Raw genomic sequence first — 26263 nt, 5'->3', positions numbered from 1 at the left:
GGCCGCCGTCACCGACGACCCCGCAACACTCGTTACCAGGCGGGCGCTACCCCTTACCTGGGCCGGACTTCCACCGGCCGGATCACGCCAGCTTTCCTGACGCACCGCTCAACGCGCCAACGCGACGAGAATCATTTTCGGAAGAACAACTCGCGCGCGTTCACCCGATTACCCTGTGAGGCTTGCCGGGCTCCGAACTCAGGGTTCGATTTTGTTGACATTGGCGTCATGGCCGTGCTCGACACGGCCATCCACGTGACCGCTTCAAATGACGTCGGCCAATCCATGATTTGCATAGATTGCCGAATCAAGTCCGGCAATGACAGTTTTTGGTTGTGGTCACCGCTCGGGGCGGAGGAATCCCATGACGACGTCGACGATATGCTGTTCGCGGGTCAGCACCTCCTCGACCGAATCGAGACGCCGGTCGAAAATCGCCGACAGGGTATGCTGGTTCGAGCAGAAGAAATAACCGAGGCCGACCATCGAAATATAAAGCTGCATGGGATCGACGTTGCGGCGAAAGACCTCGGTCTCCTGCCCTCGGGCCAAAACTTCGGAAATCAGGGTCAGCAGAGGTGAGTAAAGCTCGGCCACACGATGGGATTCCTTGAGATTTTGCCCTCTTTGCAAATTCTCGTCGTTCAGCATGGCGAGAAACTCGGGATGCTGGGTGTGATAGCGGAAATTGAACCGGATCAGAACCTGCATGGCCTCGGCCGGCGGCAGCCGCTGCAGATTGAGCGTCCGCTCGTCGCGCCGCTTGGCCTCGTAGACCCGTTCCAGCGCGGCCAGCCAAAGGGCCTTCTTGTTGCCGACATAGGCGTAGAGCATCCGCTTGTTGATCCCGGCCCGGGCCGCGATGGCATCGACACGGGCGCCAGCGAAACCCTGCTCGGCGAACTCCGTCACCGCCGCGTCGAGAATACGTTCGCGCGAGGCCACGGGGCCGCTTTCGGCGGGAATATCTGTCGAGGCGGCCGGCCGGGCCGCGGGGGATCTTTTAAGCATAATCAAGGATGAAACACTCGCCCGCCCGAGGCAAGCCCCCAATCTCCCGGCCGCCAAGGTAACTATTTAGTTATTTTTATCTTGGCATTCGTTCGCTGGACTGACACACTCCCCTCAAAAGAAATCATGGAAACGAGCCTCAAGGGCACCCCAGGAAAGGTCTGGTGACAGGAATGTCTTCGCTTTCTCAGCAACGCAATGTCGTGGTTGCCTGCTTCCTCGGATGGACGCTGGACGCCTTCGACTTCTTCATTATGATTTTCGTTCTCTCCGACATCGCCAAGGAGTTCGGCACAGGTATCACATCGGTTACCTGGGCTATCACGCTGACGCTGGGACTGCGCGCCGTCGGCGCCATTCTCTTCGGGCGGCTGGCCGATCATTACGGCCGCAAACCGATCCTGATGTTGAACGTGCTGACCTTCTCGCTTTTCGAGCTCGCCTCGGGTTTCGCGCCGACGCTGACCGCCTTCCTCATCCTGCGCGCCGGCTTCGGCATCGCCATGGGCGGCGAATGGGGAATCGGCGCCTCGCTGACCATGGAAAGCATCCCGTCCCGCTGGCGGGGAACGGTATCCGGCATCCTGCAATGCGGATATCCGTGCGGCTATCTTCTGGCCGCCATGCTCTATTGGCTCGCCTATCCCTATCTGGGCTGGCGCGGCATGTTCATCGTCGGCGCCTCTCCGGCGCTGCTCATCCTCTATATCCGCTCGAAAATCGACGAAAGCCCCGACTGGCTGATACAACGCCGCACCAAACCGCCGGTGAATATCTTCGTCGTGGCCAAACAACGGCTGCCGCTGTTCCTGTATGCGATCCTCATCATGTTCGCCATCAACACCTTCTCGCACAGCTCGCAGGATCTCTATCCGAACGCCTTCCTCAAGGTGCAGCACGGACTATCCAGCCAAACGGTCTCGACCATCGCCATCGTCTATTCCTTCGGCGCCATTTTCGGCTGCCTGACCGCGGGGACCCTGTCGCAACGCTTCGGCCGCCGCCGAACCATCGTCATCACCTCGCTGGGCTCCATCCTGGTCATTCCCGTCTGGGCCTTTTCCTCGGATCCCGTCTGGCTGGCGGTCGGCGCCTTCTTCATGCAGTTCATGGTCCAGGGATGCTTCGGCGTGGTGCCGGCCCATCTGAACGAATTGTCGCCGCCGGAAGCCCGGGGAACCTTCCCCGGCTTCACCTATCAGTTCGGCAATCTGCTGGCGGCCGGCAACGCCACGGTGCAAAGCATGATCGCCGATCACATGAACCACGACTACAGCGTGGCCCTGGCCGGCGGCGTCGGATTGGGGGCCATCGTCGTCGCCCTGCTGATCGGCTTCGGAATCGAGGCCCGCGACGCCAAGATGGGAACGGAACTGGCCTCGCCCGGACATCGGCCGGAAGGCTGACCGGCGTTCATCCGGCCGGATATCGAACAGGCCGCCCGGGGAAACCCGGGCGGCCTTTTTTTGATGCTATCGAGGAATGGCGGGGATGCCGCTAAAGCCGGTCGATGGTCAGACCGCCGTCGACATTGACCACCGTGCCCGTCGAAAAGACCATCTCCGGCCGGGCCAGGGCGCGGACCGCGGCGGCGATATCGGCGCCTTCGCCCCAACGCTTGGCCGGCACCAGTCCGCCCTCGATCAGCGCATCATATTTGGAAGACACTCCGGCGGTCATGTCGGTGCGGATGATGCCCGGCCGAATTTCGAAGACGCCGATGCCATCCGCCGCCAGACGCGCGGCGAAGCCTTCGACGGCCATGGCCAGCGCGGCTTTCGAGACGCAGTATTCGACGCGGTTGATCGAGACCATCTCGGCCGAACAGGAGCTGACGAAGATCAGGGCGCGGGACTGTTCGGTCCGGCCATGGGCGATCATCCTCTTGGCCACCGCCTGGGCCAGGAAAAAGGCGCCCCGCAGATTGACCCCCAGCACGATGTCGAAATTCTCCGGCGTCGTTTCCAGGATATCGAGACGCTGCGGCGGCGCGATCCCGGCGTTGGAAACGAAAACGTCGATGCCGCCCAGGGCCGCCTCGACCGCGTCGAGAACGCGGCCGTGATCCTCGACGGCGGCAACGTCGCCGGCCACATAAGTCCCCGCGACGCCGTGGCTCCGCAATTTGGCCACCGCCGCCCGCGCCACATCGTCGTCGCGGGTGCCGGTGATCGCCACGTCATAGCCATCGGCCGCCAGGCCCTCGGCCACGGCCAGACCGATTCCGCGGCGGCCTCCGGTGACCAGCGCGACACGCCGTCCGGTGTGCGGATTCATGATGGGTCTCCTTCCGTTTGGTAAACGGTGGACACCGGCAGGCACGCCGGCGCCACAGAAAAATCCTATGGCCCGAAGAAGGTCACGTAAGGCCCGTTTTCGGCCAGCCGCTGCACGTAAAGCGCCAGTTCGCGCATGTGATAGTCGCCCCACATGGTCGCCTCGCCGAAGGGAATCTTCTTATCGGGCGGCACGTAATCCCAGCCGTTCGGCCGATGATACTGACTGTGCAGGACCAGCCCCTGATGGCGGGAATCGGTGGAGAGATAAGGCTCGCCCAGCAACGTGCGCAACACCGTCAGTCCCGCCTGGCGGTAACGTCCGCCGTCCCCTCCCCGCCCCTGGCGCCAGGCCCCGAACCGCAGCAGTCCTTGCGCGGCGATGGCCGCCGCCGAACTGTCGACCGGTTCGAAATCGTTACCGGGATCGGACGCCCGCCCGTAGGGATCGCCAAGATCGCGCAAGCCCGGAGCGCCGGTGTCCCAGTAGGGGATGCCGTCCAGGGCCGTATGGGCGATGTAGAACTCGCAGGTCGCCTCGGCCGCCCGCTCCATCATCGAAACGGCGGCCTCCTTGCCGCCGAAATCGGCGAATTCACCGGCATCGCGCGATTCGACGAACTCCAGCATCTCGGCATAGCCGCAGATCGCCCAGGAAAGCCCCCGCATCCAGGTGGAAAAACCCGAATAGCCCTGCTGCGTGCCGACGCAGCGGAAGGCGCCGTTGGTGACGTTGAAAATCGCCTCATGCGCGGTGCGGCCGGGCACGTCGTAGATATCGCGGCCCTCGCCATAGAACACCACATGGCGGGCCGTCGTCCGGGCATGGGCCAGCAGGCGGCCGAGAAGAGGGACGACCCGGTCCCCCTCGTCCTTCATCACATGACCCAGCTGATGGGCGAGCGCCAGGGCGCGCAGCGTGCGCATGGTATCGACGAACAGCGAATGGGGGCCGTTGAAGGAATGGATGAAGCCTTCGCCGTTGCCGAGATCGGTCCAGCGATGGGCCTGCACCGCGCCCGAACAACGGAGCGCCAGATCGACATAGTCCTGACGCCAGGGATCTTCGGGGATCCGCCCCTCGCCGGTCAGGCGCCGCAGATTGCCGTAGGTGCTGACCTGATTGAAGCCATGGTCGTGAACGCCGAAATGGGTGATGTGCGCCGGCATGTCGGTGCGGATCCGCTCGATAGCCATGTCGAGGAACCGTTTCTCGCCGGTGGCGTCGAACTGCAGGATGGCGCTGCCGAATTCAAATCCCTGGGTCCAGTCGGTCCAGCCGCGCGGCTGGTAGCGCCCGGCCACCGTGTGAACGGGGGCACCCTTGCCGCGGTCCATCGAGCTGTCGATGGCGTCGATCTTGACGGCCGAGACGTCCCACATCCGGCGGATGGCGGGAAGCAGATCGAGAGGCGCTACGGCGTGATCGATTTTCATGGACGTTCGCCTTTTCCTTATTGGATGTCTTTCAAATGCAGGTCTTGCCCCGCGCGACCATGGCGCCCAGGATCTCGTCGATGGTTTTCGGCCACCATCGGTTGGCGGAGAAGATCTCCACCTCGCAGAAGCCGTCGTAGCCGGCCGCCTCCATGGTCCGGCGGATGGCGGGAAGATCGATGACGCCGTCGCCCATCATGCCGCGATCGAGCAGCAGGTCGGTGGTCGGCACCATCCAATCGCACAGATGATAGGCGTAAAGCCGCCCGTCGCGGCCGGCCCGGGCGATCTGCCGGTCAAGATCGGGGTCCCACCAGACATGATAGACGTCGACCGCCACGCCGATGCCCTGCCCCAGGCGATCGCAGATATCCAGGGCCTGCCCCAGGGTGTTCACGCAGGCGCGGTCGGCGGCGTACATCGGGTGCAGGGGTTCGATGGCCAGGCGGACGCCGGCCGGACGCGCGTATTCCAAAGTGGCGGCCAGACCGTCCTCGACCTGCGCCCGGGCATCCTTGAGATCCTTCGAGCCGGGCGGCAGGCCGCCGACCACGAAGACCAGGCAGGACGAGTCCAGGGCCGCCGCCTCGTCGACGGCACGCCGGTTGTCTTCCAGGGCGCAGCGGCGCCCTTCCGCATCGGCCGCCGGGAACATGCCGCCCCGGCAAACGCCGGTGACGGAAAGCCCGGCCCGCTTGATCATCCGGGCGGCCTCGTCGAGGCCGGCCTCGGCGATCTTGTCGCGCCAGGGCGAGATGCCGCCGATCCCATGGCGCAGACACCCTTCCACCGCGTCCTTGAGCGAGCGTTTCGGCCCCAAAGTCGCGGTATTCAAACTCATCAATTTCGCGTCGGCGGAAAGATCACGCATCGTTCGAACCTCCCAAAAGAGCGGGGGCGCCGGGACGCCCCGTCACTCTCCTCAGAACTGCAGGTCGGGAAGGTCGATCCAGCGCCGTTCGCGCCAGGACTGCAAGCCGGCCTCGGCCAATTGGACGCCCCGCGCCCCGGCCTCGAGATTCCAGGGGAATTCCGGCAATTCACCGGCGAGATGGCGCAGGAACAACTCCCACTGGGCGCGGAAGCCATTGGGATAGGCGGCATTGTCGGGGACGTCCTGCCAATTGCCGAAGAAGTCGATGGTCTGCGGAATGTCCGGATTCCATACCGGCTTCGGCGTGTTCACCCGTGCCTGGGTCCAGCATTTGTGCAACCCGGCGACCGCCGAACCGTGGGTCCCGTCGACATGGAAGGTCACCAGATCGTCGCGGCGCACCCGCGTGCACCAGGACGAATTGATCTGCGCGACGATACCGCCATCCAATTGGAAGGTGGCGTAGGCGGCGTCGTCGGCATCGGCCTGGTAGGGGCGGCCATTCTCGTCGACGCGCTCGGGAATATGGGTGGCGCCCAGGCAGGACACCGACCGGACATTGCCGAAGGTGTTGTCCAGCACGTAACGCCAATGGCAGAGCATGTCGAGAATGATGCCGCCGCCCTCGTTCAGCTTGTAGTTCCAGGCCGGGCGTTGGGCGGCCTGCCAGTCGCCCTCGAACACCCAATAGCCGAACTCGCCGCGCACCGACAGGATACGCCCCAGGAAACCGCTATCGATGACCATCTTCAGCTTGCGCAGACCCGGCAGAAACAGCTTGTCCTGGACCACGCCATGCTTGATGCCGCGTTTCCTGGCGGTGCTGGCTATGTCCACCGCGGTGGCGAGATTGTCGGCGGTCGGCTTTTCGCAATAGATGTGCTTGCCGGCGTCGATGGCCCTTTTCACCAGCTCGGCCCGCAATTGCGTGGTGGCGGCGTCGAAGAAGACCTCGTCCCTGGGATCCCTGATCGCCGCGTCGAGATCGGTGGTCCAGCGGTCGATGCCGTGCGCCTTGGCCAGCCCGGCCAGTTTTTCCTCGTTGCGCCCGACCAGAATCGGATCGGGCATCACCACGTCGCCCGAGTTCAGACGGACGCCGCCATCGGCCCTGATCGCCGCGATGCTGCGAATCAGATGCTGATTCATGCCCATCCGGCCGGTCACGCCATTCATCACGATGCCAAGACGCTTAACGCTCATCGCCCGCTCCCTTTCCGCCGTGACCTCGGGAGAACTCTCCCCCGCCACGATTCTCTTGAGTAACTATTTAGTTACTTAGCCTGACGGAAGCGGCGTGAGTCAAGCGCTTTCAAAGGGAAATGGTATAATCGGAAGTCTGACCGGCTCCCGTCCGTCAGGCCGGCAACGGTCCCTGACTCATCCAGACCAGGGTCAGATCGTCGGTGACCGGCCCCCGTCCCTCCAGGAAACGGGCGATCAGGCGCCGCAATGCCTTCGCCGCCCCATCCTCGCGCCGGCAATCGTCGACCAGACCGGTCAGGGTGGAGGAGTCCAGATAGAGCCCCCTGCGGTCGACGCTCTCGGTCAGGGCGTCGCTATAGAGGAACAGGACGGACCCTTCGGGAAACGGCACCCGGCAATTCTCGTAACGGGCCTCCAGGCTGATGCCGAGCGGCAAACCGCTGCCGTCCAGAAGACCGATGCCGGGATTGCCGATAACCGGACAGGGGGACCCCGCCGCCGCGAAGGTCATCCGGCCATGGCGGCTGTCGACGATGGCCAGAAACATGGTGGCGAACTGGCCGCTGGGCAGCAGATCCACCAGCTTGGCGTTGAGGGCGGCCAGATAAGCCGCCGGATCCTCGGGATCGGGGGTCATCTGGTTCATCAGGGCGTGCAGCCGGAAGGTGTTGAGGGCGGCGGCCAGCCCATGCCCGGTGAAATCGATGATCGACACGCCGGTCCTTCCTTCGCCCAGCGCGTGGACCGACCACAGATCGCCGCCCAAATTGGCCGACGGCTGGAAATGCGAAGCGATGGCGAGACCGGTTGCCGCCGCCAGGGATTCCAGCATGTCCTCGCGCGGCAGCAGGTTTTCCTGCATGTAACGAGCGAGTTCCATCTCCCAGGTCATCAGCTTGACATGGTCTTCCAGGCTACGGATCAACAGCCTGTTTTCCAATTGCAGACGGACGCGGGCGATCAGTTCGGGCCCATGGATGGGCTTGGAAATCACGTCGCTGGCCCCGGCCTGGAACACGGAGCTGCGATCTGCCGCCGAATCGAGCGCCGTCTCGACCAGGACCGGCAGCGTCCTGGTCCGGGGATCGGCGCGCAGGCGGCGGCAGACCTCGTATCCGTCCATACCGGGCATGACGATGTCGAGGATCACCAGATCCGGCTCGAAAGCCTCCACCTTGGCCAACCCCTCGCTGCCGTTGGCGGCGTTCTCGACGAGAGGAATGCCGGCGTTTTCCAGAAAGGCGCCGATCAGCTGGCGGATGGCGGGACTGTCGTCGATGATCAGCACGCGGCATGTCGAAAGATCGATGGCCTGCCCGGCCGGAAGATCAAGCGTCGCTTCGGGCAAACTCATCGGGCGAACCGCATGCGGAGTTTGCGCCCCCCTTCACCGACCTCGACCGCTTGGGCGAAATGACGGATGAGCTCCAGCCCCCGCCCCGATTTCCGGTCCGGCCTGTCGTCCGCGGCAAGGCTCTCCGCCTCATAGCCGGGACCGCTGTCGATCACCGCCAGCTCGACCTCCCGCTCGGACACCACGGCCGTGACCTCGATGCGGCGGCTGGCCAGGGACGGGTCCCGCAATTGCGTCGAGATCGTCTCGCCGAAGCGGCGCAACCCTTCCAGGCTTTGCCGATCGCCCGAACCGATTTCCAGATTGCCGTGCAGCAGACCGTTGACCACCGCCTCATGCACGGCCAGTTCGATGGCGTCGCGCAATTCCGGGGAAAGGTGATGACGCTCCGCCAGGACATTGCAGAACATGTGGGCGGGGGCCAGCGAATAGGCCGTCGCGGTGGAAAGCGCCATGTAAAGCCCATGCCGTTCGAGCGTCGAGAGAAGATGCTCGCCCGAGAGCAACTGACCGTAAGCCACTTCGACACAACCGCCGAAATCCGAAAGCGCCCGCTCCATTCCCGCCTCGTCGACGCCGCCGACGACGGAGACCACCGGCTTGCAGGCGCACTCCGGATTGTCGTTCGGACAGGTCGTCCGCTCCACCACCAACGCCTGCAGATCGGCCGGGACTTCGATGCCGCAAAGGCGGGGAGTCCCGCGGCGGTTGCAGACGACGGTCGGCACGATCTTGGGAGCGGTCATCGGATCAGACTCCATCGGTTCGTCGGCCCCTCTCCGCTAGCGAAAATCCTCCGCCGACAGATTGAAGCGGCGCAATTTGTCATAGAAGGTTTTGCGCGGAATGCCCAGCGCCTCGACCGTGGCCTTGACGTTGCCCCCATGCAGGGTCAGCTCGTTCTCGATCACGCTCTTTTCGAAAAAATCCACCTGCTCGGCCAAGGTCAGCCGCGCCTCCTTGACCGGCTCGCCGCCCAGGATCTCCAGTTCGTCGCCCAGGCCAAGGACGAAGCGATCGGCGGCGTTCTTCAATTCCCGCACATTGCCCGGCCAGGCGTAGGAGGTCAGGCGGTGCAGCACCAGCGGCGTCACCCTGGGCGCCTCGCGGCCGTAACGCGCCGCCGCCTTGCTGACGAAATGCTGGAACAGCAGCGGAACGTCCTCGCGGCGTTCGCGCAAGGGGGGGACGTGGATCATCACGACATTGAGCCGGTAATAGAGGTCCTCGCGGAAATGCCCCTCGCCGCTCGCTCCCTTGAGACTGATCTTGGTGGCCGCGACGACCCGCAGATTGACCGGGACCACGTCGTTCGACCCCAGCGGCTCGACCACGCGCTCCTGCAGAACGCGCAGGATCTTCACCTGCAGGGGCATCGGCATGCTTTCGATCTCGTCGAGAAACAAGGTTCCCTTGTGGGCGAACTCGATGCGTCCGATGCGGCGCTTCGAAGCGCCGGTGAAGGACCCCACCTCATGGCCGAACAATTCGCTCTCGAAGATATCCTCGGGCATGGCGCCGCAGTTCAAGGCGACGAACTTGTGATGACGGCGGCTGCTCTGGTGATGCAACGCCCTGGCCACCAGTTCCTTGCCGGTCCCCGTCTCGCCCATCACCAGAACGTCCGTGTCGGTCTTGGCCACCGCGGCGATGATAGTCCGCATCCGCTCGATCGCCGGCGTGCGGCCGATGATGGTGGCCTCGGCAGTGGTATCGAGTTTCCTCTTGAGCTGCCGGTTCTCCATGACGAGACGGCGCCGTTCCAGGGCGCGGCGCACCGTATCGAGCAGGATCTCCGAGGGAAACGGCTTTTCGATGAAATCGTAGGCGCCGGCATGGATCGCCCGGACCGCCATCGAGACGTCGCCATGGCCGGTGATCATGATGACCGGCAGATCGGGATCGATGGAAAGAGCCCGCTCCAGCACGGCGAAACCGTCGATGCCCGGCATGCGGATATCGGTGATGAGAACCCCGCAATCGGGATCGATCATGCTTAAAGCCCGCTCGCCGTCTTCGGCGCATTGCACGGCATGGCCGGCCAGGGTCAGGGTTTGGTGGCCGGCCTCGCGGATCTTGCGGTCGTCGTCGGCCAGAATGATCGACAGTGTCATCATGACAAGCCCGCCCGCCGCAGTTGCAGCGTAAAGACCGCTCCGCCGTCCGCCGCGTTGGCCGCACTCAATTGCCCCCCAAACTCGCGCACGATGCCGTCCGAGATCGACAGCCCGAGCCCCATCCCCTCGCCCGCCGCCTTGGTGGTGAAGAAGGGCTCGAAGAGACGGGGCAGCGCATCCTCGGGAATTCCCGGCCCGCTGTCGCGCACGTCGAGGCGGATCGTCTCCGCCTCGACGGCCAGGGCAAGCTCCAGCCTGCGCGACGGGGTCTTGCGCATAGCGTCGAGAGCATTGCGGAAAAGATTGATCAGTACTTGTTGCAATCTCACCTCGTCCCCCCAAACCTTCAGATCGGCCGACGGCGAAGTCCATCGCACATCGACCCCCTCGGCGCGCAGACGGCCGGCCAGCAGCGAAAGCGCGCCCTCGACCACCGCTCCCACGGCGACCGGCTCGGCGGCGCCCGAGCTTTTCCTGGCGAATTGTTTCAACTGACCGGTGATGCGCGCCATCCGCTCGGTCAGGCCGGCGATTTCGGCCAGATTGTCGCGAACCTGTTCGGTCCGTCCCAGATCCAGCAGGGTCACCGCGTTGTCGGCGAAGGAGCGGATGGCGGCCAGGGGCTGGTTGACCTCGTGCGCCATGCCGGCGGACATCTGTCCGAGCGCCGCCAGCTTGGTCGCCTGCACCAACTCCTCCTGCTTGGCCTTCAATTCCTCTTCGGCGCGGCCACGTTCGACCACTTCCGCTTCCAGACGGTGATTGGTCTCGACCAGCGCGACGGTGCGCTGATCGACGCGGCGTTCCAGATCCCTGGTGTAACCGCGCACCATGCGGGCGCGCTGGAGGAAGAAGCCGGCCGCCAGCAGGGCGAGAAGGAGCCCCGCCGCGACGAGGAGCCCCAGGTCCCGCGCCCTGGCATGGCTGGCGGCGACATCGAGAAGAACATGCAACGTCCAGCCCTCGCCATCGACCAGGGGGCGCGAGACCATCACATAGGTCTGGCCGTCCAGGGAAACCAGACGGGTCCCGACCACGAGACCGAGCGGAGCCAGGGGGGCATCGCCATATTGCCGGCTCTCCCCAATCCGGTGGCGCAGTTCGGGGTCCAGCGGCGCCAGACTACCGAAGCGCCAACGCGGCTCGTTGCTCAGGAAGACGATGCCGTGCCGATCGGTGACGAAGACCTTCTCCCCGCCGCCGGACCAGCCATGCTCCAGATCATCCATCGTCGTCTTCACCACCACCGCCCCGACGATCCGGCCGCCCCGGCGAACCGGCAGGGCAATGTAATAACCAGGCAGATTGGACGTGGTTCCCAAAGCGAAATACCGGCCGTCACGCCCCTCCATCGCGGCCAGAAAATAGGGACGGAAGGCGAAGTTCTGCCCGACGAAGCTCCCGGCCCCCTCGGTCCAGTTGCTGGCCGCCAAAGTGGTACCGTGGGAGTCGAGCAGATAGATGGCCGAAATTCCCAGCGCCTCGCTCAACCCTTGCAGGCGGCGATCGATATCCTCGGCGCGGGGAGAGCCCCCCGTCCCCCCGGCCGCGACCAAAAAATCGATCAATTGGGGATCGCCCGCCAGAACGAGAGGGATGTTCCGCGTCTTGTCCAGTTCGCTGTGCAAGGCCGCGCCGTACAGGGTAAGCCGGCTACTGCCGGTGGCGGCGAGCTGGGCGTAAGCCTTCTGTTCGCTCCAGGCGATGCCGCGCCAGACGAGCCAGGGGGCGACCAGGACCACCACACAGAGCGCCCCGAGCAGCAAAGGCCACGACGAAACGCCGCCGGTCCGCGCCGAAGAAGGTGCCCGGTCAGATGAAGAAATCATCAAGAACCTGCCTGTGACGAGGGAAACGGGAGCCTTCGAAGGAAATACGGACAAGGCGGCGACGAAGCAACCATTCGTTACAGACCAACCCATAAGGACACGTATTTGGAGCGAAACATCGCCTTATGTGTGGAAATCCACACATTGAACAGGGGTAGTATGGGCGAAAATCCAGCCATTTGAAATCCGGATGTGCGGATTTTCGCCAATTAATCTCTGGCACGCATGTTGCTGGTAGACCCTGAAAGTTCGAATACGCAGAACTTCCTGCGACACAGCCGTGAGGAATTTCCAAGATGCACGTTCCCAATGTGGCGGGTCAGGCAACACCGAAAAAGAAAAAGAAGCTCTACGCCGACCTCACCTTTCAGGTTCTGGTGGCAATCGTCATCGGCATCGTCGTCGGTCATCTCTGGCCGGAGTTCGGGACCGAGATGAAACCGCTGGGCGATATCTTCATCAAGCTGGTCAAGATGGTGGTCGGACCGGTGATCTTCCTCACCGTGGTGACCGGCATCGCCAGCGTCGGCGACATGAAGAAGGTCGGCCGGGTGGGCATCAAGGCGCTGATCTATTTCGAGGTGGTCACCACCTTCGCCCTCGGCATCGGGCTGGTGCTGGTCAATCTCATGGGGCCCGGCCGAGGCATGAATGTGGTGGTCAGCGGCATCAATAACGCCGAAGTGGCCAAATATGCGGGCGCCGCCGCCAAAGGGCAGAGCACCGCCGATGTGCTGCTGCACATCGTCCCCGACAATCTGATCGGCGCCTTCGGTTCCGGCGATCTTCTACAGATCCTGTTCTTCTCGATATTGTTCGGCGCCGCCCTGTCCCTGCTGGGCGAACGGGGCAAGCCGGTCGAGGATTTCCTGGAACGGCTTTCCTACACATTCTTCGGCGTCATCAATATCGTCATGTATTACGCCCCGGTCGGCGCTTTCGGAGCCATCGCCTTCACCATCGGCAAATTCGGCATCGGATCGCTCACCTCGCTGGGCGAGTTGCTGCTGGGCGTGCTGATTACCATGGTGCTGTTCATCACCGTCGTCCTGGGCAGCATCTCCCGCATCTACGGCTTTTCGATCTTCCGCTTCCTGGCTTATTTCAAGGACGAGTTGATGATCGTCCTCGGCACCTCCTCTTCGGAGACCGTGCTGCCGCGCATGATGGACAAGCTCCAGCGCCTGGGCTGTGCCAAGCCGGTGGTCGGACTGGTGATCCCCACCGGCTATTCCTTCAACCTGGACGGAACCTCGATCTATCTTTCCATGGCGGCCATCTTCATCGCCCAGGCCTACAACGTGCACCTGTCGATCTGGCAGCAATTGTCGATTCTCGCCCTGCTGATGGTCACCTCGAAGGGGGCGGCGGCGGTCACCGGCGGCGGCTTCATCACCTTGGCCGCAACCATGTCGGCCACCGGCGTCCTGCCCATCGAGGGACTAGCCCTGCTGCTGGGCGTGGATCGCTTCATGTCCACCGGCCGCGCGCTGACCAACATGGTCGGCAACGGCGTCGCCACCATGGTCATCGCCAAGATGGAAAAGGAATTCGACGAGACCAAGGCCCTGCACGAATACCAGGTCTATTTCGAACGCCCGGCGATGGAGGCGATGTAATACCAAGTCTCGATGAGGATGCCTCATCGAGACTTGGTCTGGCCCATTGAGGGCCCGCGCCATCGTTGGCGCGAAGCCAAGGGTTTCGGAGAAACCCGCCCGGCGATTGAGGGCTCGGTGATCGGTTCCGATCACCGAGAGTTGGTATAACACCCCGCCGATCTCGCGGGTGCCGCGGAAATCACTCCGGGGCACTCCGGGCGCGGGCGCCATCCGAATAGGCTTGGAAATGGAAGATCTCGGGGAAGAGTGCGCCAGGACGTTCCCGGCCTGGGTGGGGTGGGATGGGAGAGAATTGGACCGCGAAACCCCCTGGCGACGGAAATACCTTAGCGGCCCGCTCCACCGCATAGTACTGCGCGATCCGCAGGGCTGGGGGTTGAGAACGTCATGCCGGATCTGGACGAAACGGTTTATCCCCCTCCCGTCCATGATCCCGGCAAGACCAACGGCCAGTTTCCCTTTCATCCATCCGTGGTAAAGTTTCAACAGTCACATAATTGGGGGGGATCCATGCACGGACCGACGGGATATCGATCGGGAATAGGTATCGTGCTGATGAACCGCCAGGGTCGGGTTTTCGTCGGCCATCGCAAGGACGGCCGCGATCCCCCCTGGCAGATGCCGCAAGGCGGCATGCAACCGGGCGAACCGCCGGAACAGGCGGCGCTCCGCGAATTGAAAGAGGAACTGGGCACCGACCGGGCGGTCGTCATCGCCACCTGCCCACACTGGCTCCGCTACGACTATCCGAAGGCCGCCTCGACCAAACGGGCCCTGCTTTTCCGTGGCCAGCGCCACAAATGGTTTCTGATGCGCTTCACCGGCAATGACGGGGATATCGTCGTGGAAACCGAGCACCCCGAATTCTCGTCCTGGCGCTGGATGGCGCCGGACGAGGTCGTCGCCAATGTCATTTCCTTCAAACGCGACGTCTATCGCGTGGTGATGCAGCAGTTCGCGCCCTTTCTCGGCCATATGCAGGATAACCGGCAGGCCGCCCCCATTTCTCCCGTCCTGATCACCCCCAGCCGCCAGCACGATCTGCGCGGGTAAGAAAGGGCGGGCAAAAGCCCTTCTCCCCTCGCGGGAGAAGACTATGAAGCCCGCCCTTTCGGACAAGTTCAGTGACTGATCGGAATGCGTTTGCTCGCGCGCTGCGATTTGGGCTTTTTCTCGACCGTCACCATCCGCAAACCGACAAGGCCCCTCCCATATGGGGGGGTGGCTCCGCCCGAACCTCGATGGCCGGCCGCTCGGCCCAGTAGGGAACGACCACGGCGCGGGAGTGCAGATGCAACGGCTGAGCCCCATCGGCCGCATAGACGCTCTCCCCCAGGATCGGGCAGTCCAGGCCCGTCGCGCAATGAACGCGGATCTGGTGGGTTCGCCCGGATTGCGGCTGCAGCTCCAGCCAGGACATCCCATCGCCGGTCCCCAAAAGACGCCACAGGGTCACCGCGGAAGACCCTTGCGGATCGGCGACCATCCGCCAGCCCTGGCTGTTGGACACCTTGCGCAAGGCCAGATCGATCCGCCCCTCCGTCCCTTGCGGGCGGCCGGCAACCACCGCCCAATAGGTCTTATGGACCTTCCCCGCCCCGAACAGACGCCCCAAACGGGACAAGGCCTTGTCGTGGCGGGCCAGAACCAGGCATCCCGAGGTGTCGCGATCCAACCGGTGCGCCAGCCTGGGCGGCCGGGTCAGGCCGAATCGCAGGACGTCGAGCATGCCCTCCAGATGGATCGGCGTTTGCGGCCCCCCATGCACCGCCAGACCGGCCGGCTTGTCGAGAATGATGAGGTTGGAATCGCGGTGGAGAACGCGAGACAAAAGATCCTCGGGTTTCCATTCCGGGTGGTGAACCGGACCATGTGCATGTCGAAGGGCCATCGGCTATTCCCGCTCGGAGGTCTGTTGCGCCGGGACAGTGCGCCGGGGCACTCCGGGCGTCAAGACGGGGAAACCGGCAAGGGACCGTGGAGCCAGACGATCCAGATCGCCAGACACAGGGAAGGACCGAAAGGCACGGGGCCCGCACCAGATATCGGACGCGTCAGCCGCAGGACGGCCACCCCGGACAAGGCGATCACCGCTCCCAAAAGGATGACGGAAGGCAAGGCTTGCCAGCCCACCCAGGCACCGGCCACGGCGGCCAGTTTGACGTCGCCGCCACCGATCCCGTCACGGCCGCGCCACATCCGGTATCCGAAGGCCAGGGCGGACAGGCCGCCATAGCCGGCCAAGGCGCCGATCCCGTGGGCTGGCGCATCGGCCAATCCGGCAAGCAGGAGCCCCGACGCAACCAGGGGCAATGTCAAAGCATCCGGCAGCCGCAGGGCGATCCAATCGGTCAAAGCCAGAGTGAGCAAACCCCAGGCGAGAAGCAGACTTTCGGGAACCCACGGAAGGGGCGCCACCGACGCCGACCAGAGGGTCAGCCCAAGCTGTCCGCCAATCGCCGCCGGCGGCAGCCAGAACGACTTTTTCCCGCCGCTCAGATGCCGGACGACAAGGGCCCCGGCGGAGCCCAGCAGCAAAGCCCCGATCACCATCGCCGTCCAAAAATCGCCGATCATCATTCCCGCCCGATGCTATTGATACCAGCGCACCCGGAAAGGCCTGGTCCGGCTACCGGTGAATTGGACGATGGTCGCGCGGGAGAGCCGGGTGCCGTCGGGAAGCGCGGCCTCGACCCTGATCGTCAGGGGTCTGCCGCGCAGGGAAACCTCGGCGACGTTTTCCAGCGCCGTCCAGGTGCCGTCGGTCAATTTCTTTTTCCACGCCGCCATTTCGGCGGGATTTTCGCTGGCCCCCTGCATGGCCATGACGGCCAAAGGCGTGGCCATCGTCGCATTGAACGTCCCCGGTTCGCCGAAGAACAAGGTGATCGAGGGGGCGATGCCGGCGAAGATCTGTGGTGTCATCCCCAGGACATCGAGCAATTCCTCGCGACTGCGAAACCTGCCGTTGCGCGGCAGCAAGGCGGCGCCGGCGGCGCGATAGGCGTCGGCCTCGGCGCCGTAGACGCGCGGAATGTTGTCCTGGTCGATCCAATCCAAAATCGATTCGGCCAGACTGTCGAGTTGCCGCCCCCGCACTCCGGCCGCCGACAGCAGGCGGCGCAGGACGTCCTCGTTGGCGCCGTTGATCGGCACTTTGCTCCGCTCGTCCTCGACGGCGATGGTCAGCAGCACGCCGTCGAAACGGACCTGCCGCGCCGTGCCGTCGATCGCCCAGCGGCGCCCCCGTTCCTCCACCCCCAGGCCGTGCAACGCCATGGCCAGCCCGGCGGCGGCGGCGGCGTCCAGGCGCGCCCGGTCGAGCCGGGCCAGGATCACGGCGTCGTCGCCCCAGTTGGCCTGGACGATCAGCAGCGAGAGATAGGCGAAGAGGCCGGCGGCGACCATCGCCATCACCAGGGCGTAGCCGGCCTCCCCGCGCCGTTTCACCGCGCCCGTCCCGCCTGTGGGGGAATCGGCTCCATGCTGGAGATCTTGCGACGCAATTCGTCGGTGACGGCCTGCGCGTCGACGGCGCTGCGGACCACCCTGGGCGTCATCAGCACCATGAGCTCGGTCCGCACCCGGGTATCGTCGACGGAGCCGAACAGATAGCCCACCCCGGGAATGTCCTTCAACAGGGGGACTCCGCTGGCCTCCTTGGTCAGGGTGTCGCGGATCAGGCCTCCCAAGGCCACCGTCTGACCGTCGCGCACGGCGACCGAACTCGATATCCGCCGTTGCTGGATGGTGGGTGAATCGAGACTGGAGGTGGTGGTCGTGGTGACGGCGCTGACCTCCTGCGCGACATCGAGCAACACCAGCCCGCTGTCGTTGACCCTGGGGGTCACCTTCAAGATGACGCCCGTGTCGCGATATTCGATGGAATTGACGATGGCGGCATTCGACGTCGTCGTACTGACCGACGATTGGGTGGCGACCGGCACCTGATCGCCGACCTGGATCGATGCCGTCTGATTGTTCAGCACCAGCAATTGCGGCGACGACACCACATTGAGGGTCGTCACCTCGTCCAACGCGTTGACGACGGCCTGGATGCCGCCGCCATTGGACAGAAGATAGGAAAAACCGGGAAAGGTCTGCGACGGCTGGTTGGTGGAGCCGGAGGTCAGGGTGAAATGACTGGTGCCGGTCTTGAAATACCATTCGACGCCGTAACGCAGCGTATCGTTCAGCGTCACCTCGGTGATCATCACCTCGATCAACACCTGCAATGGCAAAACGTCGAGCTTGCGCAAAGCGTTTTCGATCGATTCATATTCGCGGGCGGTCGCATGGACGACGATGGCGTTGTTGATATCGTCGCTGGTGACGCTGACGAGATGCCCCCCTTCCGCCAGCCGCAATTGCTGGGCGGCGGCCGGAAGCTGGGAGTCGCGGGAAAGCCCGACGCCGGACGCGGAGCCTTGCGGGGAAACCGACGGCGACGATGTCGCGAAGGACGAGGTCTGGCCGGAGTTGCGTGACGACGTCGTCGTCGACGTCATGCCGGCCGGCGTGCCGGTGCCGGCGGTGCCGACGCCGCCGGCACCGGTCGTCGAAGCCGCCGTCTGGTTATCGGTCCCGCCGGTGCCGAAAACGTTGGTCAATACGCTGGCCAGATTGGAGGCCCGGCCGTTCTGCACCCGGTAGACGAACAGACGCCGCTCGCTCCCCTCGCCGTCACGATCCAGCGATTCCGCCCAATAACGCACGTCCTCGATGTAATCGGGCTGCGGCGAGATGACGACGATGCCGTTGAAACGGGTCAAGGGCACCAGGCGGACCAGTCCGGCCGAGGGCGAGCCCTCGGCATTGACGATCTGATTCAGCTCCTCGACCATCCGGCGGCTGTCGGCGCGCTGGAGGGTGATCAGGGCGAAAGACATTCCCTCAAGCCAGTTGACGTCGAACTGTTCGATCATCGCCCGCAGCGATTTCCGCTCGGCGGTGGAACCGGCGATCAGCAGGACATTGCGCGAAGGATCGGCCTGAATGGCGTTTTCCGGCACCATCGGATCGAACAGTTTCTTCAAGGCCGCCGCACTGGCATATCGCAGTGAAACGGCCTCGGTGCCGAACCCTTGCGTCTCGTCGCCGACCAGGGCCGGCTGCCGCCGCGCCTCGGCCAGGGTAAGGATGGAATAACCCGAGGCGCGTTTGACCAGCCCCATGCCGGCCGCCTTCAGCCCCGCCTCAAGAGCGGGCAGCACGTCCTCGCGGCGAACCGGCCGGGCCGTCTCCACGGTCACATTGCCCTGCGCCGAGGCGCCGACATCGTAATTCACCCCGAGGATATCGCCCAGGATCGCCTTCGCCAGATCATGCACCTCGACATTGACGAAATTGAGCGAGACGGCCCCCTCCGCCGCCGCAGCCGCTCCTCCCGGACGGGATGGCGCGGTGATCAGGCGCTGGTTGCCCCGGATCACTTCGGTCTTCGTCCGGGGCGCCGCCGGCTCCAGGGCGCTTTCGCTGACGGCCGGCGCCGCCCCGGCCTCCTGGACCACCGGCGGCGGCGGCACCGTCGACGGCCTCACCGCGAAGCGATCGGCCGAGCAACCGGCGATCGCCAGAGTGGCAAGAAGGACGAAAAGACACCGCTGGAGGAAAAGGAGGAGTGACGAACCCTCGCCCCTTGTGGGAGAGGGTGGCCGCTTTAGCGGCCGGGTGAGGGGTACGCGCGTCTGCGCGACATAAAGACTTGTTTGTTTCTGCACACTTTTTCCGCGCTCGGCGCGCGTAAGTCCCCTCACCCCACTCGCTTCGCTCGTCCCCTCTCCCACAAGGGGCGAGGGAATATTTTTCTTATCCGCACACGCCCTCATCGGGCCGCCGCCTTGCTCCGGTCGGCCGGTTGACGCAGCCGGCGCGCATCGAGGGGAAGGACGCCGATCTCGCCGGAGCGCTCGAAAACCAGACGCATCGGCTCGATCGCGCTCAGCGTCCAGCCATCGAGCTTCTGTCCGGGCAACAGCCGCGTCGGCTTGCCGCCCGGCGATTTGACCAAGGCCGTCGCCGTCTGCCCCATAATGCCGATCCCCAGCACCAGATACCCATCGAGAACGGACGCGGCCACGGACTCCGCCTTGCCCGGACGACGATTGGGCGAGAACAGCGGACGTTCGGCAATCGCCGGCCATTCCCCGCTCACCCGGGTCACATCCTCGGCCGGGCCGGCCGGCGCCGCGGTCCCGCCCGGCGATGTCGCCGGACTGTCGGGAAGCCCGATTTGAACGACGGCAAGGACGGACAGCGCCGCGAGGATCAGGAGCGGCAGGCCCCGGCTTTCGATCACCCCCCTCCAGGCGAACGAAGGCGGAAATCGCCAGGGTGACGTCAAGCGGTTCCATCCCGCCCGCAACGGCCGCGCGATCGGCAGCAACCGACAGATAGTCGACGACGACATGAGGATCCTCGCTCTCCAACTGGCTCAGACTATGGTAAAGCTGCTCGTTGGTCAGGGTCAGGTCGGCCCGAACCCGGACCCAATGATCGGGCACCCCCTCTTCCACGCTTTGCATCGATTTCACCGTTCCCCCTTCCCTGCCGATCGTTCCACTCAGCCGTTCCTTCAATGCCTCGGCGGCCAGCGCCGGACTCGGAGCCCGCAGCGCGAATTTCCCGGCGGTCGCGGACTGGGCGGCGGAGGCCTCCTTCCAGAACGGCAGACCGGCGATAAGCCGTTCGTTGCGAGCGATCTCCGCCATCAGTTCCCGCCTTTCCCCGGCACGGCGAAAGGCCCCTCCGATCACCGGATCCACCAGCGCGTACCAAAGAACCGCGACCGTGCCGAGCAGCAAGGCGATGGCCACCAATCGCCGTTCCCGCGCCGTCATGGCCTTCATCTCCCGCCTCCCGGCTTCCGCTCGGCGACGATTTCGAAAGGCTTGGCGGATGATTTCGGGGATGCCGCAGCGTCCACGGGCCGGACGTTGGCCAGCAGGGGATTGCCATCGACCAGGGCCAGGACGTCGGCGTCGCCACGGTTCCAGCCAATGATCCGCAAACTGGCGCCATTCCACTCCAGACGCTGGATCCACACCTCGTCCGGCAGCGAACGGGTCAGGCCGTCCAGCACCGGCAAGGGCGAGAACGACCGCTGGCGCCGCACCAGGTCATCCCGCCGCGTCCGCTCGGCCTCGACCGCGATCCGCAGCTTCCCCGCGACCCCGATCATCGGCTGCTGGGCTTCGATCCGCTGGTGCAAGGTCTCGATCGACAAGATGTCGTAAAGCGTGAAGAGGCCCAGGTTGAGGATCAGCAGGGCCGCCGCCGCCATCCACAGCCGGCTGGCGGTCCAGCCGCGACGGGGACCGTCCCCGGTCCGCGTCGCGGGCAGGAAATCGAAACGAGGCCGGCCGTCCCCGTCGGCCAGGCTCAAGGCTTCCGGCACCAGGCCGCTCCGCCTCAACCGCTCGATCGCCGCCAGGCTCCGCTCCCTGGGCAGGACGCCGATCAGGACGCGCAGTCGCCCGCCCAGTCTTTCCTCGATCTCGAAATCGAACAGGACGTCTTCGGTTTCGAATGGCGTGAGGCGATCGATGTCGAGGGCGATCATCCGGCGCAAGTCGGACACCGGTAAAAGCGGCAGATCGAGACGGCGCAACAATCCGGCGCCACATGGCAGACACAGGCACAACGGCCCCTCGGCCGGAGACCGCCCATCGAGGGCGGCATCGAAGCGGAAGCCGTCACCTTCGGGACGCACGACGGTCCGGGCCTTGGCGCCGGACCATCTTCGCCAGCGCTCCGGAACCAGGGCGAGCAATTCGTCGCGCCACCAGGACAGCCCCCGTTCCACCATGCGGCCGATGGTCTTGAGATCGGCATTGAAGAGATCGGCCGGCGTCATCCGCGCCCCCTGCAGCGGTTGCCGGAGTCGTCCAGGGCACATTCCTGATCGACGTCGGTCATCGGGTGGACGACGAGGTCGGGCCACCAGCGGCGGTCGCCGGGAGGAAAACGGACGCGCACCCGGATCAGCCGGGGGGGATCCGGGCGACGGCTCCAGGAGGCGTGCCATGCGCCCGGATCGTCGGATGCCGACGGACCGAAATAGGCCAGTTCGAGGGACTGCACGCCGCGCAGCAGCACATCGTCGCGACGCGATGCCCCATCCCGCGCCAAATCGTTGGTGCTGGACAGGATCAGACGTCCATCGGGGGCCAGGGCGAGCGAATAACGAAGCAGCGCGCCCGGTCCCCGGGAGTCATCCGGCGGCGCCAGGAAAACCAGGGACCCGGACGTGCCGGTGAAATCCGCCGATGCGACACCGCCGTCGTGGCGCGTGGCGGGCACGGCATTTTCCATCCGCCGCCGCAAAACCGTCTCGGCCCCCTCCGTCGCCTCGCCCCCGTTCATCCGGCTGCCGGCACGCTCCCAGACATGCCGGGCGCCGTTCAGACCGGTGACCACCAGCAGGCTGGCCATCCCGAAGATGGCCAGGCTGACCAGCATCTCCACGAGGGAAAAGCCGGCCTGACGGGAATCGGGGCCTTTCGCGATCGGATTGGATCTTCTTCTGTCGTCATGGCCGGGCTTGACCCGGCCATCCACGTGGATCCCCGGGTCAAGCCCACGGTTGTCCGGCACAGTTTGTGCGTTGCTCGCATTTGAGTGGTAGCTGCAACCAAAAACCGTCATTGCCGGGCTTGACCCGGCAATCCATGATTGCATAGATCGGTCGACATCATTTGAAGCGGGCACATGGATGCCCGGATCAAGTCCGGGCATGACGACTTTTGGTGGATAAACCGGGCGTAATTTTTCCTGAATATCGAGGGCAAAATCCGTGCCGGACAGCCGTGGATCAAGCCCGGGGATGACGAAAAAGGAAAGCCGGCCAATCCGATGGCGAAAGGCTCTAGTAGGTGGACGCAAGGCGAAGACTCCTCAGTTCGACCAGGCTCGTCGATCTGCTGCGCAATCGCACCGCCACGCTGACCTGATAGACATCCCCGGCATCGCTTCGCCCCACCGCCATGCGATAGGGGTTGATCGCCACCTCCCAGGTGAAAGGCCCCTCGACGCCGGCGAACGAACCGACGCGCACCGGAATTTCGGCGCCGACGGCGGCAAGCCGCGATTCGGCCACCAGCAACCCCAGACGCTTGTCCTCGGCCAGACGCGAGCGCGTCGCGCCATCGATCATCACCGCGAACATCGCGACCAGCGCCCCGGCGATGATGGCGGCGGCGACGATGGCTTCGACCAAGGCGAAACCCGCCTGGCGCTTTCGGCTCATGGCACGACCATGGTGACGGCCCCGGTCGCGGACTCCACCGCCACCCCCAGGGACCGGGTGGCACCGGCCACCACGAACAGGCCGCCGGAGGCCGTCCCGTCGGCGAAAAACCGGGTTCCGGCACCGCTGATGACGGTTCCCTCGGGCAGATGGCGAACCACCCCGTCGGGCAGGACATAGCCATGCCCGTCGCGGGTCGGCAGCAAAGAGGCGGGGGCGCCGCTGCGCAGGGCCAGGGACCGGGCGCGGCGCAGATCGATGGACAGCGCCTGGGCGCCGGCACGGACGTCGACGGCGCGGATGGCCCGCTCCGGCAAGGGATAGACGATCAGGGCGATCAGGCCGGCGATGGCCAGCGCCACCAGGGCTTCGAGCATTGACATCGACGCCCCTCACCAGTTGCCGACGTCCTGGGCCTCGCCCGTCCCGCCCTCGGCATTGTCCGAGCCCAGGCTGAACACGTCGATGTTTCCGAACTTGCCGGGATTGCGATAGCCGTAGGGATTGCCCCAGGGATCGCGCAAGGCGTCCATCTTGCGCAGATAGGGACCGTTCCAGCCGGCCATCTCCGGCGGCGCCGTCACCAGGGCCTTCAATCCCTCGGCCTCGGTCGGATAGCGGTGGAGGTCCACGTAGAACAGCTCCAGGCTGGCGACGATGTTCTGCACCTGCACCCTGGCCGTCTGGGTGCGCGACGAGCCCAGATATTTGAGGACCTGGGGACCGGCGAGACCGGCCAGCAGGCCCATGATGGTGAGCACGACGAGAAGTTCGAGCAGGGTGAAGCCGGCCTGGTGCCGGTGGCGGCGGGAAAGGAACGTTGTCTCTGTCATGGTTGGATCGCCAGATCGTTGATGCCAAGGATGGCCGAAAAGATCGCCGCCATGATGCCGGCGACGGTCAGGCCCATGATCACCGTGATAAGCGGCGTCATCACGGTGATCATGCGCTGGGTCATGGTGCGGACGTCCCGGTCGAGAACATCGGCCAGCCGGGCCAGCATCAGGCCCAGGCGGGCGGTTTCCTCTCCGGTTTTCAGAAAGCTGATGGCGACCGGGGGGAAAGCGCCGGTCGCGGCGAGCGGGACGGAAAGCCCTCCGCCCTCCTTCAATCCTTCGGCGACCCGGGCGATCGCCGCCGCCATATGGCTGTTGCCGAGGGCTCTCTGGGCGATGGACAGCGCGTTGGGCAGCGGCACCCCGGCATCGACCAGACTGGCCAGCGTGCGCGCCAGCCGCGCCGTTTCGGCGCTGGCGATCAAGGCCCCCAGCAACGGCACCGCCAGGATCCGCCGGTCGGCGGCGGCGCGCAAGCCGGGCCGCCGCAACGCGCGCAGCGTCAGCGCGCCGGCGCCGACGGCCAGGGCCAGCCCGGCCGCCCCCCAGTCCCGCACGGCGCGGCTGATCCGCATCAGCATTTCGGTGACGAAGGGGACCTTGCCGGAAAGATCGTCCAGCATCGATTCGAACTGCGGCACCACCACCAGCAGCATGATCAGGATCACCCCCACCGCCACCACCAGCAGCAGGCAGGGATAGACCAGGGCCGATCCCACCGATTGCCGCAGGGCTTCGGCGCGGTCGAGGGATTCGGCCAGACGGCCCAGGCTGGCGTCCAGCCTGCCGCTGGCCTCGCCGGCCTCGGCCAGGGCACAGGCCATGGGGGGAAACAGTCCTCCCGCCTCGGCCATGGCCCGCGACAGGGGCGTGCCCGCCTTCACCCGGTCGCGCAGGGCGGCGAAGACGGTCCGCAACGCCGGCTGCGGCGCGTGCTCGACGACGATCGCCAGGGCGCGGTCGAGCGGCAGTCCCGCCCCCAGCAGCACGGCCAGTTCGCCCAGCGCGTTCGGCAGGGCCTTGCGCATGGCGCCGGAAATGCGCGAGGGTGAGCGGATGGCGGCGGATGGCCCCTTGTTTTCCACCGCCTCGATCGGCATCAAGCCGTCCTGACGCAATTTCCGCAGCACGGCCGCGACGGAATCGCCCTCCAGCGTGCCGGTGCGGATCTGCCCGGTGGCGGGAACGACGGCGCGATAGCGGAAATGGGCCGCCATCAATGATCCTCCCGCGTGACCCGCAGCACTTCGTCCACGGTGGTCAGGCCGGCGCCGGCCTTGCGCAGGCCGTCGACCAGCATGCCGACCATTCCGGCCTCGACCGCCACCTTGCGGATTTCCCGGGCCTCGGATCGGTTCAGCACCAGCCGGACCACCGCCTCGTCCATCGCCAGCAGTTCCATCACCGACAGGCGTCCGCGAAAGCCGCTGCCCGAACAGGCGGAACAGCCCCCCGGCCGGTACAGCGTTCGCACCGCCGCCGCCTCGCTCTCGGCCAGTCCCAGGGCCGACAAATCCTGTTCCGAAGGCGTGTATGGCCGACGGCAGACCGGACAGAGGCGGCGAACCAGCCGCTGGGCCATGACCGCGTTCAGGGTCGAGGTGATCAGATAGGGCTCGACCCCGATGTCGAGCAGGCGGGTGACCGCGCTGGCGGCATCGTTGGTATGCAGCGTGGAAAGGATAGTGTGGCCGGTCAGCGCCGCCTGGACCGCCACCTGCGCCGTTTCCAGATCGCGGATTTCGCCCACCATCATTACATCGGGATCCTGGCGCAGGAACGAGCGCAGGGCGGTGGCGAAGGTAAGACCGATCTGATGCTTGACCTGGGTCTGGCTGATGCCGGCCAGGCGGTATTCGATGGGATCCTCGATGGTCAGGATCTTGCGGTCGACCGTGTTGAGCGCCGCCAGCGAGGCGTAAAGCGTCGTCGTCTTGCCGCTGCCGGTGGGACCGATGACCAGGACGATGCCGTGCGGCCGCCGCAGAACCTCGAGATAGCGCTCGAGAAGCGCCGGTTCGAACCCCAGGGTTTCGAAATCGAGGGACAGCGAGGATCGGTCGAGGATGCGCAGAACGACGCCCTCGCCATGGATGGTGGGCGCGGTGGCGACGCGAAAATCGATCTCCTGGCCGCGCACCGCCAGACGCAGGCGCCCGTCCTGGGGCAGCCGCCGCTCGGCGATGTCGAGCCCGGCCATCACCTTGATGCGCGAAACCACCGCCGCCTTGACCTGATTGGGCAGCGACTCCTCCTCGCCCAGCGCGCCGTCGATTCTGAGACGCACCGCCAGGCGGTCCTCGGCCGGCTCCAGATGGATGTCCGAGGCCCGGGCCTCCACCGCCCGGGCGATCAGGGCATTGACCATGCGCACCACCGGCGCGTCGCTGGCCGTGGTGTTGACCCGGCTCGGCCTGATTTCGGAACAGGCTCTGGCGGCGGCGATGGCCGAAG

24 protein-coding genes and 1 pseudogene are annotated in these 26263 nt (G+C 65.2%); 3 read left to right on the top strand and 22 right to left on the bottom strand.

From position 1 onward, the window contains the following. Window positions 1-339 precede the first annotated feature (339 nt). Window positions 340-945, bottom strand: a complete 606-nt coding sequence (locus tag CWS72_RS26090; protein ID WP_241911898.1) for a TetR/AcrR family transcriptional regulator — start codon at window positions 943-945, stop codon at window positions 340-342. A 239-nt stretch (window positions 946-1184) separates the two neighbouring features. Here CWS72_RS26090 and CWS72_RS26085 point away from each other — a divergent pair, with 239 nt between their 5' ends. Next, window positions 1185-2417: an MFS transporter gene (locus CWS72_RS26085; protein ID WP_101253597.1), complete on the top strand. Its 1233-nt coding sequence runs from the start codon at window positions 1185-1187 to the stop codon at window positions 2415-2417. A gap of 91 nt (window positions 2418-2508) precedes the next feature. Here CWS72_RS26085 and CWS72_RS26080 read toward each other — a convergent pair whose 3' ends face one another. The 8 genes from CWS72_RS26080 to CWS72_RS26045 form a co-directional block, all read right to left on the bottom strand. Further along, window positions 2509-3288, bottom strand: a complete 780-nt coding sequence (locus tag CWS72_RS26080; RefSeq protein WP_101253596.1) for a 3-ketoacyl-ACP reductase — start codon at window positions 3286-3288, stop codon at window positions 2509-2511. 65 nt (window positions 3289-3353) lie between these two features. Next, window positions 3354-4724: a glycoside hydrolase family 88 protein gene (locus tag CWS72_RS26075; protein WP_101253595.1), complete on the bottom strand. Its 1371-nt coding sequence runs from the start codon at window positions 4722-4724 to the stop codon at window positions 3354-3356. Between the two features lie 31 nt (window positions 4725-4755). Next, the gene (locus CWS72_RS26070; protein ID WP_101253594.1) at window positions 4756-5595 is read right to left on the bottom strand and encodes a sugar phosphate isomerase/epimerase family protein; all 840 of its coding nucleotides are present in this window, start codon (window positions 5593-5595) and stop codon (window positions 4756-4758) included. Window positions 5596-5646: 51 nt separating this feature from the next. Further along, window positions 5647-6801, bottom strand: coding sequence for a Gfo/Idh/MocA family protein (locus CWS72_RS26065; protein ID WP_101253593.1), 1155 nt, complete (start codon window positions 6799-6801; stop codon window positions 5647-5649). Window positions 6802-6955: 154 nt separating this feature from the next. Further along, on the bottom strand, window positions 6956-8158 hold the full coding sequence (locus CWS72_RS26060; protein ID WP_101253592.1) for a PP2C family protein-serine/threonine phosphatase: 1203 nt from the start codon (window positions 8156-8158) through the stop codon (window positions 6956-6958). Further along, on the bottom strand, window positions 8155-8904 hold the full coding sequence (locus CWS72_RS26055) for an ATP-binding protein (protein ID WP_158240832.1): 750 nt from the start codon (window positions 8902-8904) through the stop codon (window positions 8155-8157). Before CWS72_RS26055 ends, CWS72_RS26060 begins: the two co-directional genes overlap by 4 nt. A gap of 36 nt (window positions 8905-8940) precedes the next feature. Then, complete coding sequence (locus CWS72_RS26050) at window positions 8941-10275, bottom strand: sigma-54-dependent transcriptional regulator (protein WP_101253590.1); 1335 nt, start codon at window positions 10273-10275, stop codon at window positions 8941-8943. Next, window positions 10272-12104: a sensor histidine kinase gene (locus tag CWS72_RS26045; RefSeq protein ID WP_158240831.1), complete on the bottom strand. Its 1833-nt coding sequence runs from the start codon at window positions 12102-12104 to the stop codon at window positions 10272-10274. Before CWS72_RS26045 ends, CWS72_RS26050 begins: the two co-directional genes overlap by 4 nt. Window positions 12105-12400: 296 nt before the next feature. Between CWS72_RS26045 and CWS72_RS26040 the strand changes: the two genes are divergently transcribed. Then, window positions 12401-13723: a dicarboxylate/amino acid:cation symporter gene (locus CWS72_RS26040; RefSeq protein WP_101253588.1), complete on the top strand. Its 1323-nt coding sequence runs from the start codon at window positions 12401-12403 to the stop codon at window positions 13721-13723. A gap of 513 nt (window positions 13724-14236) precedes the next feature. After that, window positions 14237-14779, top strand: a complete 543-nt coding sequence (locus CWS72_RS26035; RefSeq protein ID WP_101253599.1) for an RNA pyrophosphohydrolase — start codon at window positions 14237-14239, stop codon at window positions 14777-14779. A 127-nt stretch (window positions 14780-14906) separates the two neighbouring features. Here the strand turns inward: CWS72_RS26035 and CWS72_RS26030 are convergent, their stop codons facing one another. The 13 genes and pseudogenes from CWS72_RS26030 to CWS72_RS25980 all read right to left on the bottom strand — a co-directional run. Then, window positions 14907-15617, bottom strand: coding sequence for an RluA family pseudouridine synthase (locus tag CWS72_RS26030; RefSeq protein WP_101253587.1), 711 nt, complete (start codon window positions 15615-15617; stop codon window positions 14907-14909). Between the two features lie 59 nt (window positions 15618-15676). Continuing rightward, window positions 15677-16306: a prepilin peptidase gene (locus CWS72_RS26025; protein ID WP_101253586.1), complete on the bottom strand. Its 630-nt coding sequence runs from the start codon at window positions 16304-16306 to the stop codon at window positions 15677-15679. Window positions 16307-16318: 12 nt separating this feature from the next. Then, entirely contained in the window at window positions 16319-17176 is an 858-nt protein-coding gene (locus tag CWS72_RS26020) for a type II secretion system minor pseudopilin (protein ID WP_101253585.1), read from the bottom strand. Further along, window positions 17173-19266: a type II secretion system secretin GspD gene (gspD, locus tag CWS72_RS28525; protein ID WP_241911897.1), complete on the bottom strand. Its 2094-nt coding sequence runs from the start codon at window positions 19264-19266 to the stop codon at window positions 17173-17175. Before gspD ends, CWS72_RS26020 begins: the two co-directional genes overlap by 4 nt. A 284-nt stretch (window positions 19267-19550) precedes the next feature. Then, on the bottom strand, window positions 19551-20135 hold the full coding sequence (locus CWS72_RS28520; RefSeq protein ID WP_241911896.1) for a hypothetical protein: 585 nt from the start codon (window positions 20133-20135) through the stop codon (window positions 19551-19553). Further along, window positions 20095-20565: pseudogene (gene gspM / locus CWS72_RS28860) on the bottom strand (type II secretion system protein GspM); the annotation flags it as partial. The gene CWS72_RS28520 and the pseudogene gspM, both read right to left, overlap by 41 nt. 5 nt (window positions 20566-20570) lie before the next feature. Then, window positions 20571-21581 carry a PilN domain-containing protein gene (locus tag CWS72_RS26010; protein WP_101253583.1) on the bottom strand — a complete coding sequence of 337 codons (1011 nt, stop codon included), beginning with the start codon at window positions 21579-21581 and terminating at the stop codon, window positions 20571-20573. Then, entirely contained in the window at window positions 21578-22285 is a 708-nt protein-coding gene (locus CWS72_RS26005; protein ID WP_158240830.1) for a PulJ/GspJ family protein, read from the bottom strand. The genes CWS72_RS26010 and CWS72_RS26005 overlap by 4 nt, the downstream gene beginning before the upstream one ends. Before the next feature lie 307 nt (window positions 22286-22592). Continuing rightward, the gene (locus CWS72_RS26000; RefSeq protein WP_101253581.1) at window positions 22593-22973 is read right to left on the bottom strand and encodes a hypothetical protein; all 381 of its coding nucleotides are present in this window, start codon (window positions 22971-22973) and stop codon (window positions 22593-22595) included. Beyond that, window positions 22970-23356: a pilus assembly FimT family protein gene (locus CWS72_RS25995; protein ID WP_146002893.1), complete on the bottom strand. Its 387-nt coding sequence runs from the start codon at window positions 23354-23356 to the stop codon at window positions 22970-22972. The genes CWS72_RS26000 and CWS72_RS25995 overlap by 4 nt, the downstream gene beginning before the upstream one ends. 9 nt (window positions 23357-23365) lie before the next feature. Continuing rightward, entirely contained in the window at window positions 23366-23806 is a 441-nt protein-coding gene (gene gspG, locus CWS72_RS25990; protein ID WP_101253579.1) for a type II secretion system major pseudopilin GspG, read from the bottom strand. Continuing rightward, window positions 23803-25026: a type II secretion system F family protein gene (locus CWS72_RS25985; protein WP_101253578.1), complete on the bottom strand. Its 1224-nt coding sequence runs from the start codon at window positions 25024-25026 to the stop codon at window positions 23803-23805. The genes gspG and CWS72_RS25985 overlap by 4 nt, the downstream gene beginning before the upstream one ends. Continuing rightward, on the bottom strand, window positions 25026-26263 hold a 1238-nt coding region (locus CWS72_RS25980), incomplete at its 5' end, for a GspE/PulE family protein (RefSeq protein ID WP_101253577.1). The genes CWS72_RS25985 and CWS72_RS25980, both read right to left, overlap by 1 nt.

Source organism: Telmatospirillum siberiense (assembly GCF_002845745.1).
GTDB lineage: Bacteria > Pseudomonadota > Alphaproteobacteria > Rhodospirillales > Magnetospirillaceae > Telmatospirillum > Telmatospirillum siberiense.
This window is presented reverse-complemented; position numbering and strand designations above follow the sequence as displayed.

Coding starts and splice junctions, on each gene's coding strand:
- CWS72_RS26075 (WP_101253595.1), bottom strand. CDS start 4,724: ATGAAAATCGATCACGCCGTAGCGCCTCTCGATCTGCTTCCCGCCATC.
- CWS72_RS26070 (WP_101253594.1), bottom strand. CDS start 5,595: ATGCGTGATCTTTCCGCCGACGCGAAATTGATGAGTTTGAATACCGCG.
- CWS72_RS26030 (WP_101253587.1), bottom strand. CDS start 15,617: ATGGCCCTTCGACATGCACATGGTCCGGTTCACCACCCGGAATGGAAA.
- CWS72_RS26080 (WP_101253596.1), bottom strand. CDS start 3,288: ATGAATCCGCACACCGGACGGCGTGTCGCGCTGGTCACCGGAGGCCGC.
- CWS72_RS26050 (WP_101253590.1), bottom strand. CDS start 10,275: ATGATGACACTGTCGATCATTCTGGCCGACGACGACCGCAAGATCCGC.
- CWS72_RS26045 (WP_158240831.1), bottom strand. CDS start 12,104: ATGATTTCTTCATCTGACCGGGCACCTTCTTCGGCGCGGACCGGCGGC.
- CWS72_RS26065 (WP_101253593.1), bottom strand. CDS start 6,801: ATGAGCGTTAAGCGTCTTGGCATCGTGATGAATGGCGTGACCGGCCGG.
- CWS72_RS26040 (WP_101253588.1), top strand. CDS start 12,401: ATGCACGTTCCCAATGTGGCGGGTCAGGCAACACCGAAAAAGAAAAAG.
- gspG (WP_101253579.1), bottom strand. CDS start 23,806: ATGACAGAGACAACGTTCCTTTCCCGCCGCCACCGGCACCAGGCCGGC.
- CWS72_RS25995 (WP_146002893.1), bottom strand. CDS start 23,356: ATGTCAATGCTCGAAGCCCTGGTGGCGCTGGCCATCGCCGGCCTGATC.
- CWS72_RS26025 (WP_101253586.1), bottom strand. CDS start 16,306: ATGATGATCGGCGATTTTTGGACGGCGATGGTGATCGGGGCTTTGCTG.
- CWS72_RS26055 (WP_158240832.1), bottom strand. CDS start 8,904: ATGACCGCTCCCAAGATCGTGCCGACCGTCGTCTGCAACCGCCGCGGG.
- CWS72_RS28520 (WP_241911896.1), bottom strand. CDS start 20,135: ATGTCGTCGTCGACTATCTGTCGGTTGCTGCCGATCGCGCGGCCGTTG.
- CWS72_RS26085 (WP_101253597.1), top strand. CDS start 1,185: ATGTCTTCGCTTTCTCAGCAACGCAATGTCGTGGTTGCCTGCTTCCTC.
- CWS72_RS26035 (WP_101253599.1), top strand. CDS start 14,237: ATGCACGGACCGACGGGATATCGATCGGGAATAGGTATCGTGCTGATG.
- CWS72_RS25985 (WP_101253578.1), bottom strand. CDS start 25,026: ATGGCGGCCCATTTCCGCTATCGCGCCGTCGTTCCCGCCACCGGGCAG.
- CWS72_RS26010 (WP_101253583.1), bottom strand. CDS start 21,581: ATGACGCCGGCCGATCTCTTCAATGCCGATCTCAAGACCATCGGCCGC.
- CWS72_RS26060 (WP_101253592.1), bottom strand. CDS start 8,158: ATGAGTTTGCCCGAAGCGACGCTTGATCTTCCGGCCGGGCAGGCCATC.
- CWS72_RS26000 (WP_101253581.1), bottom strand. CDS start 22,973: ATGAGCCGAAAGCGCCAGGCGGGTTTCGCCTTGGTCGAAGCCATCGTC.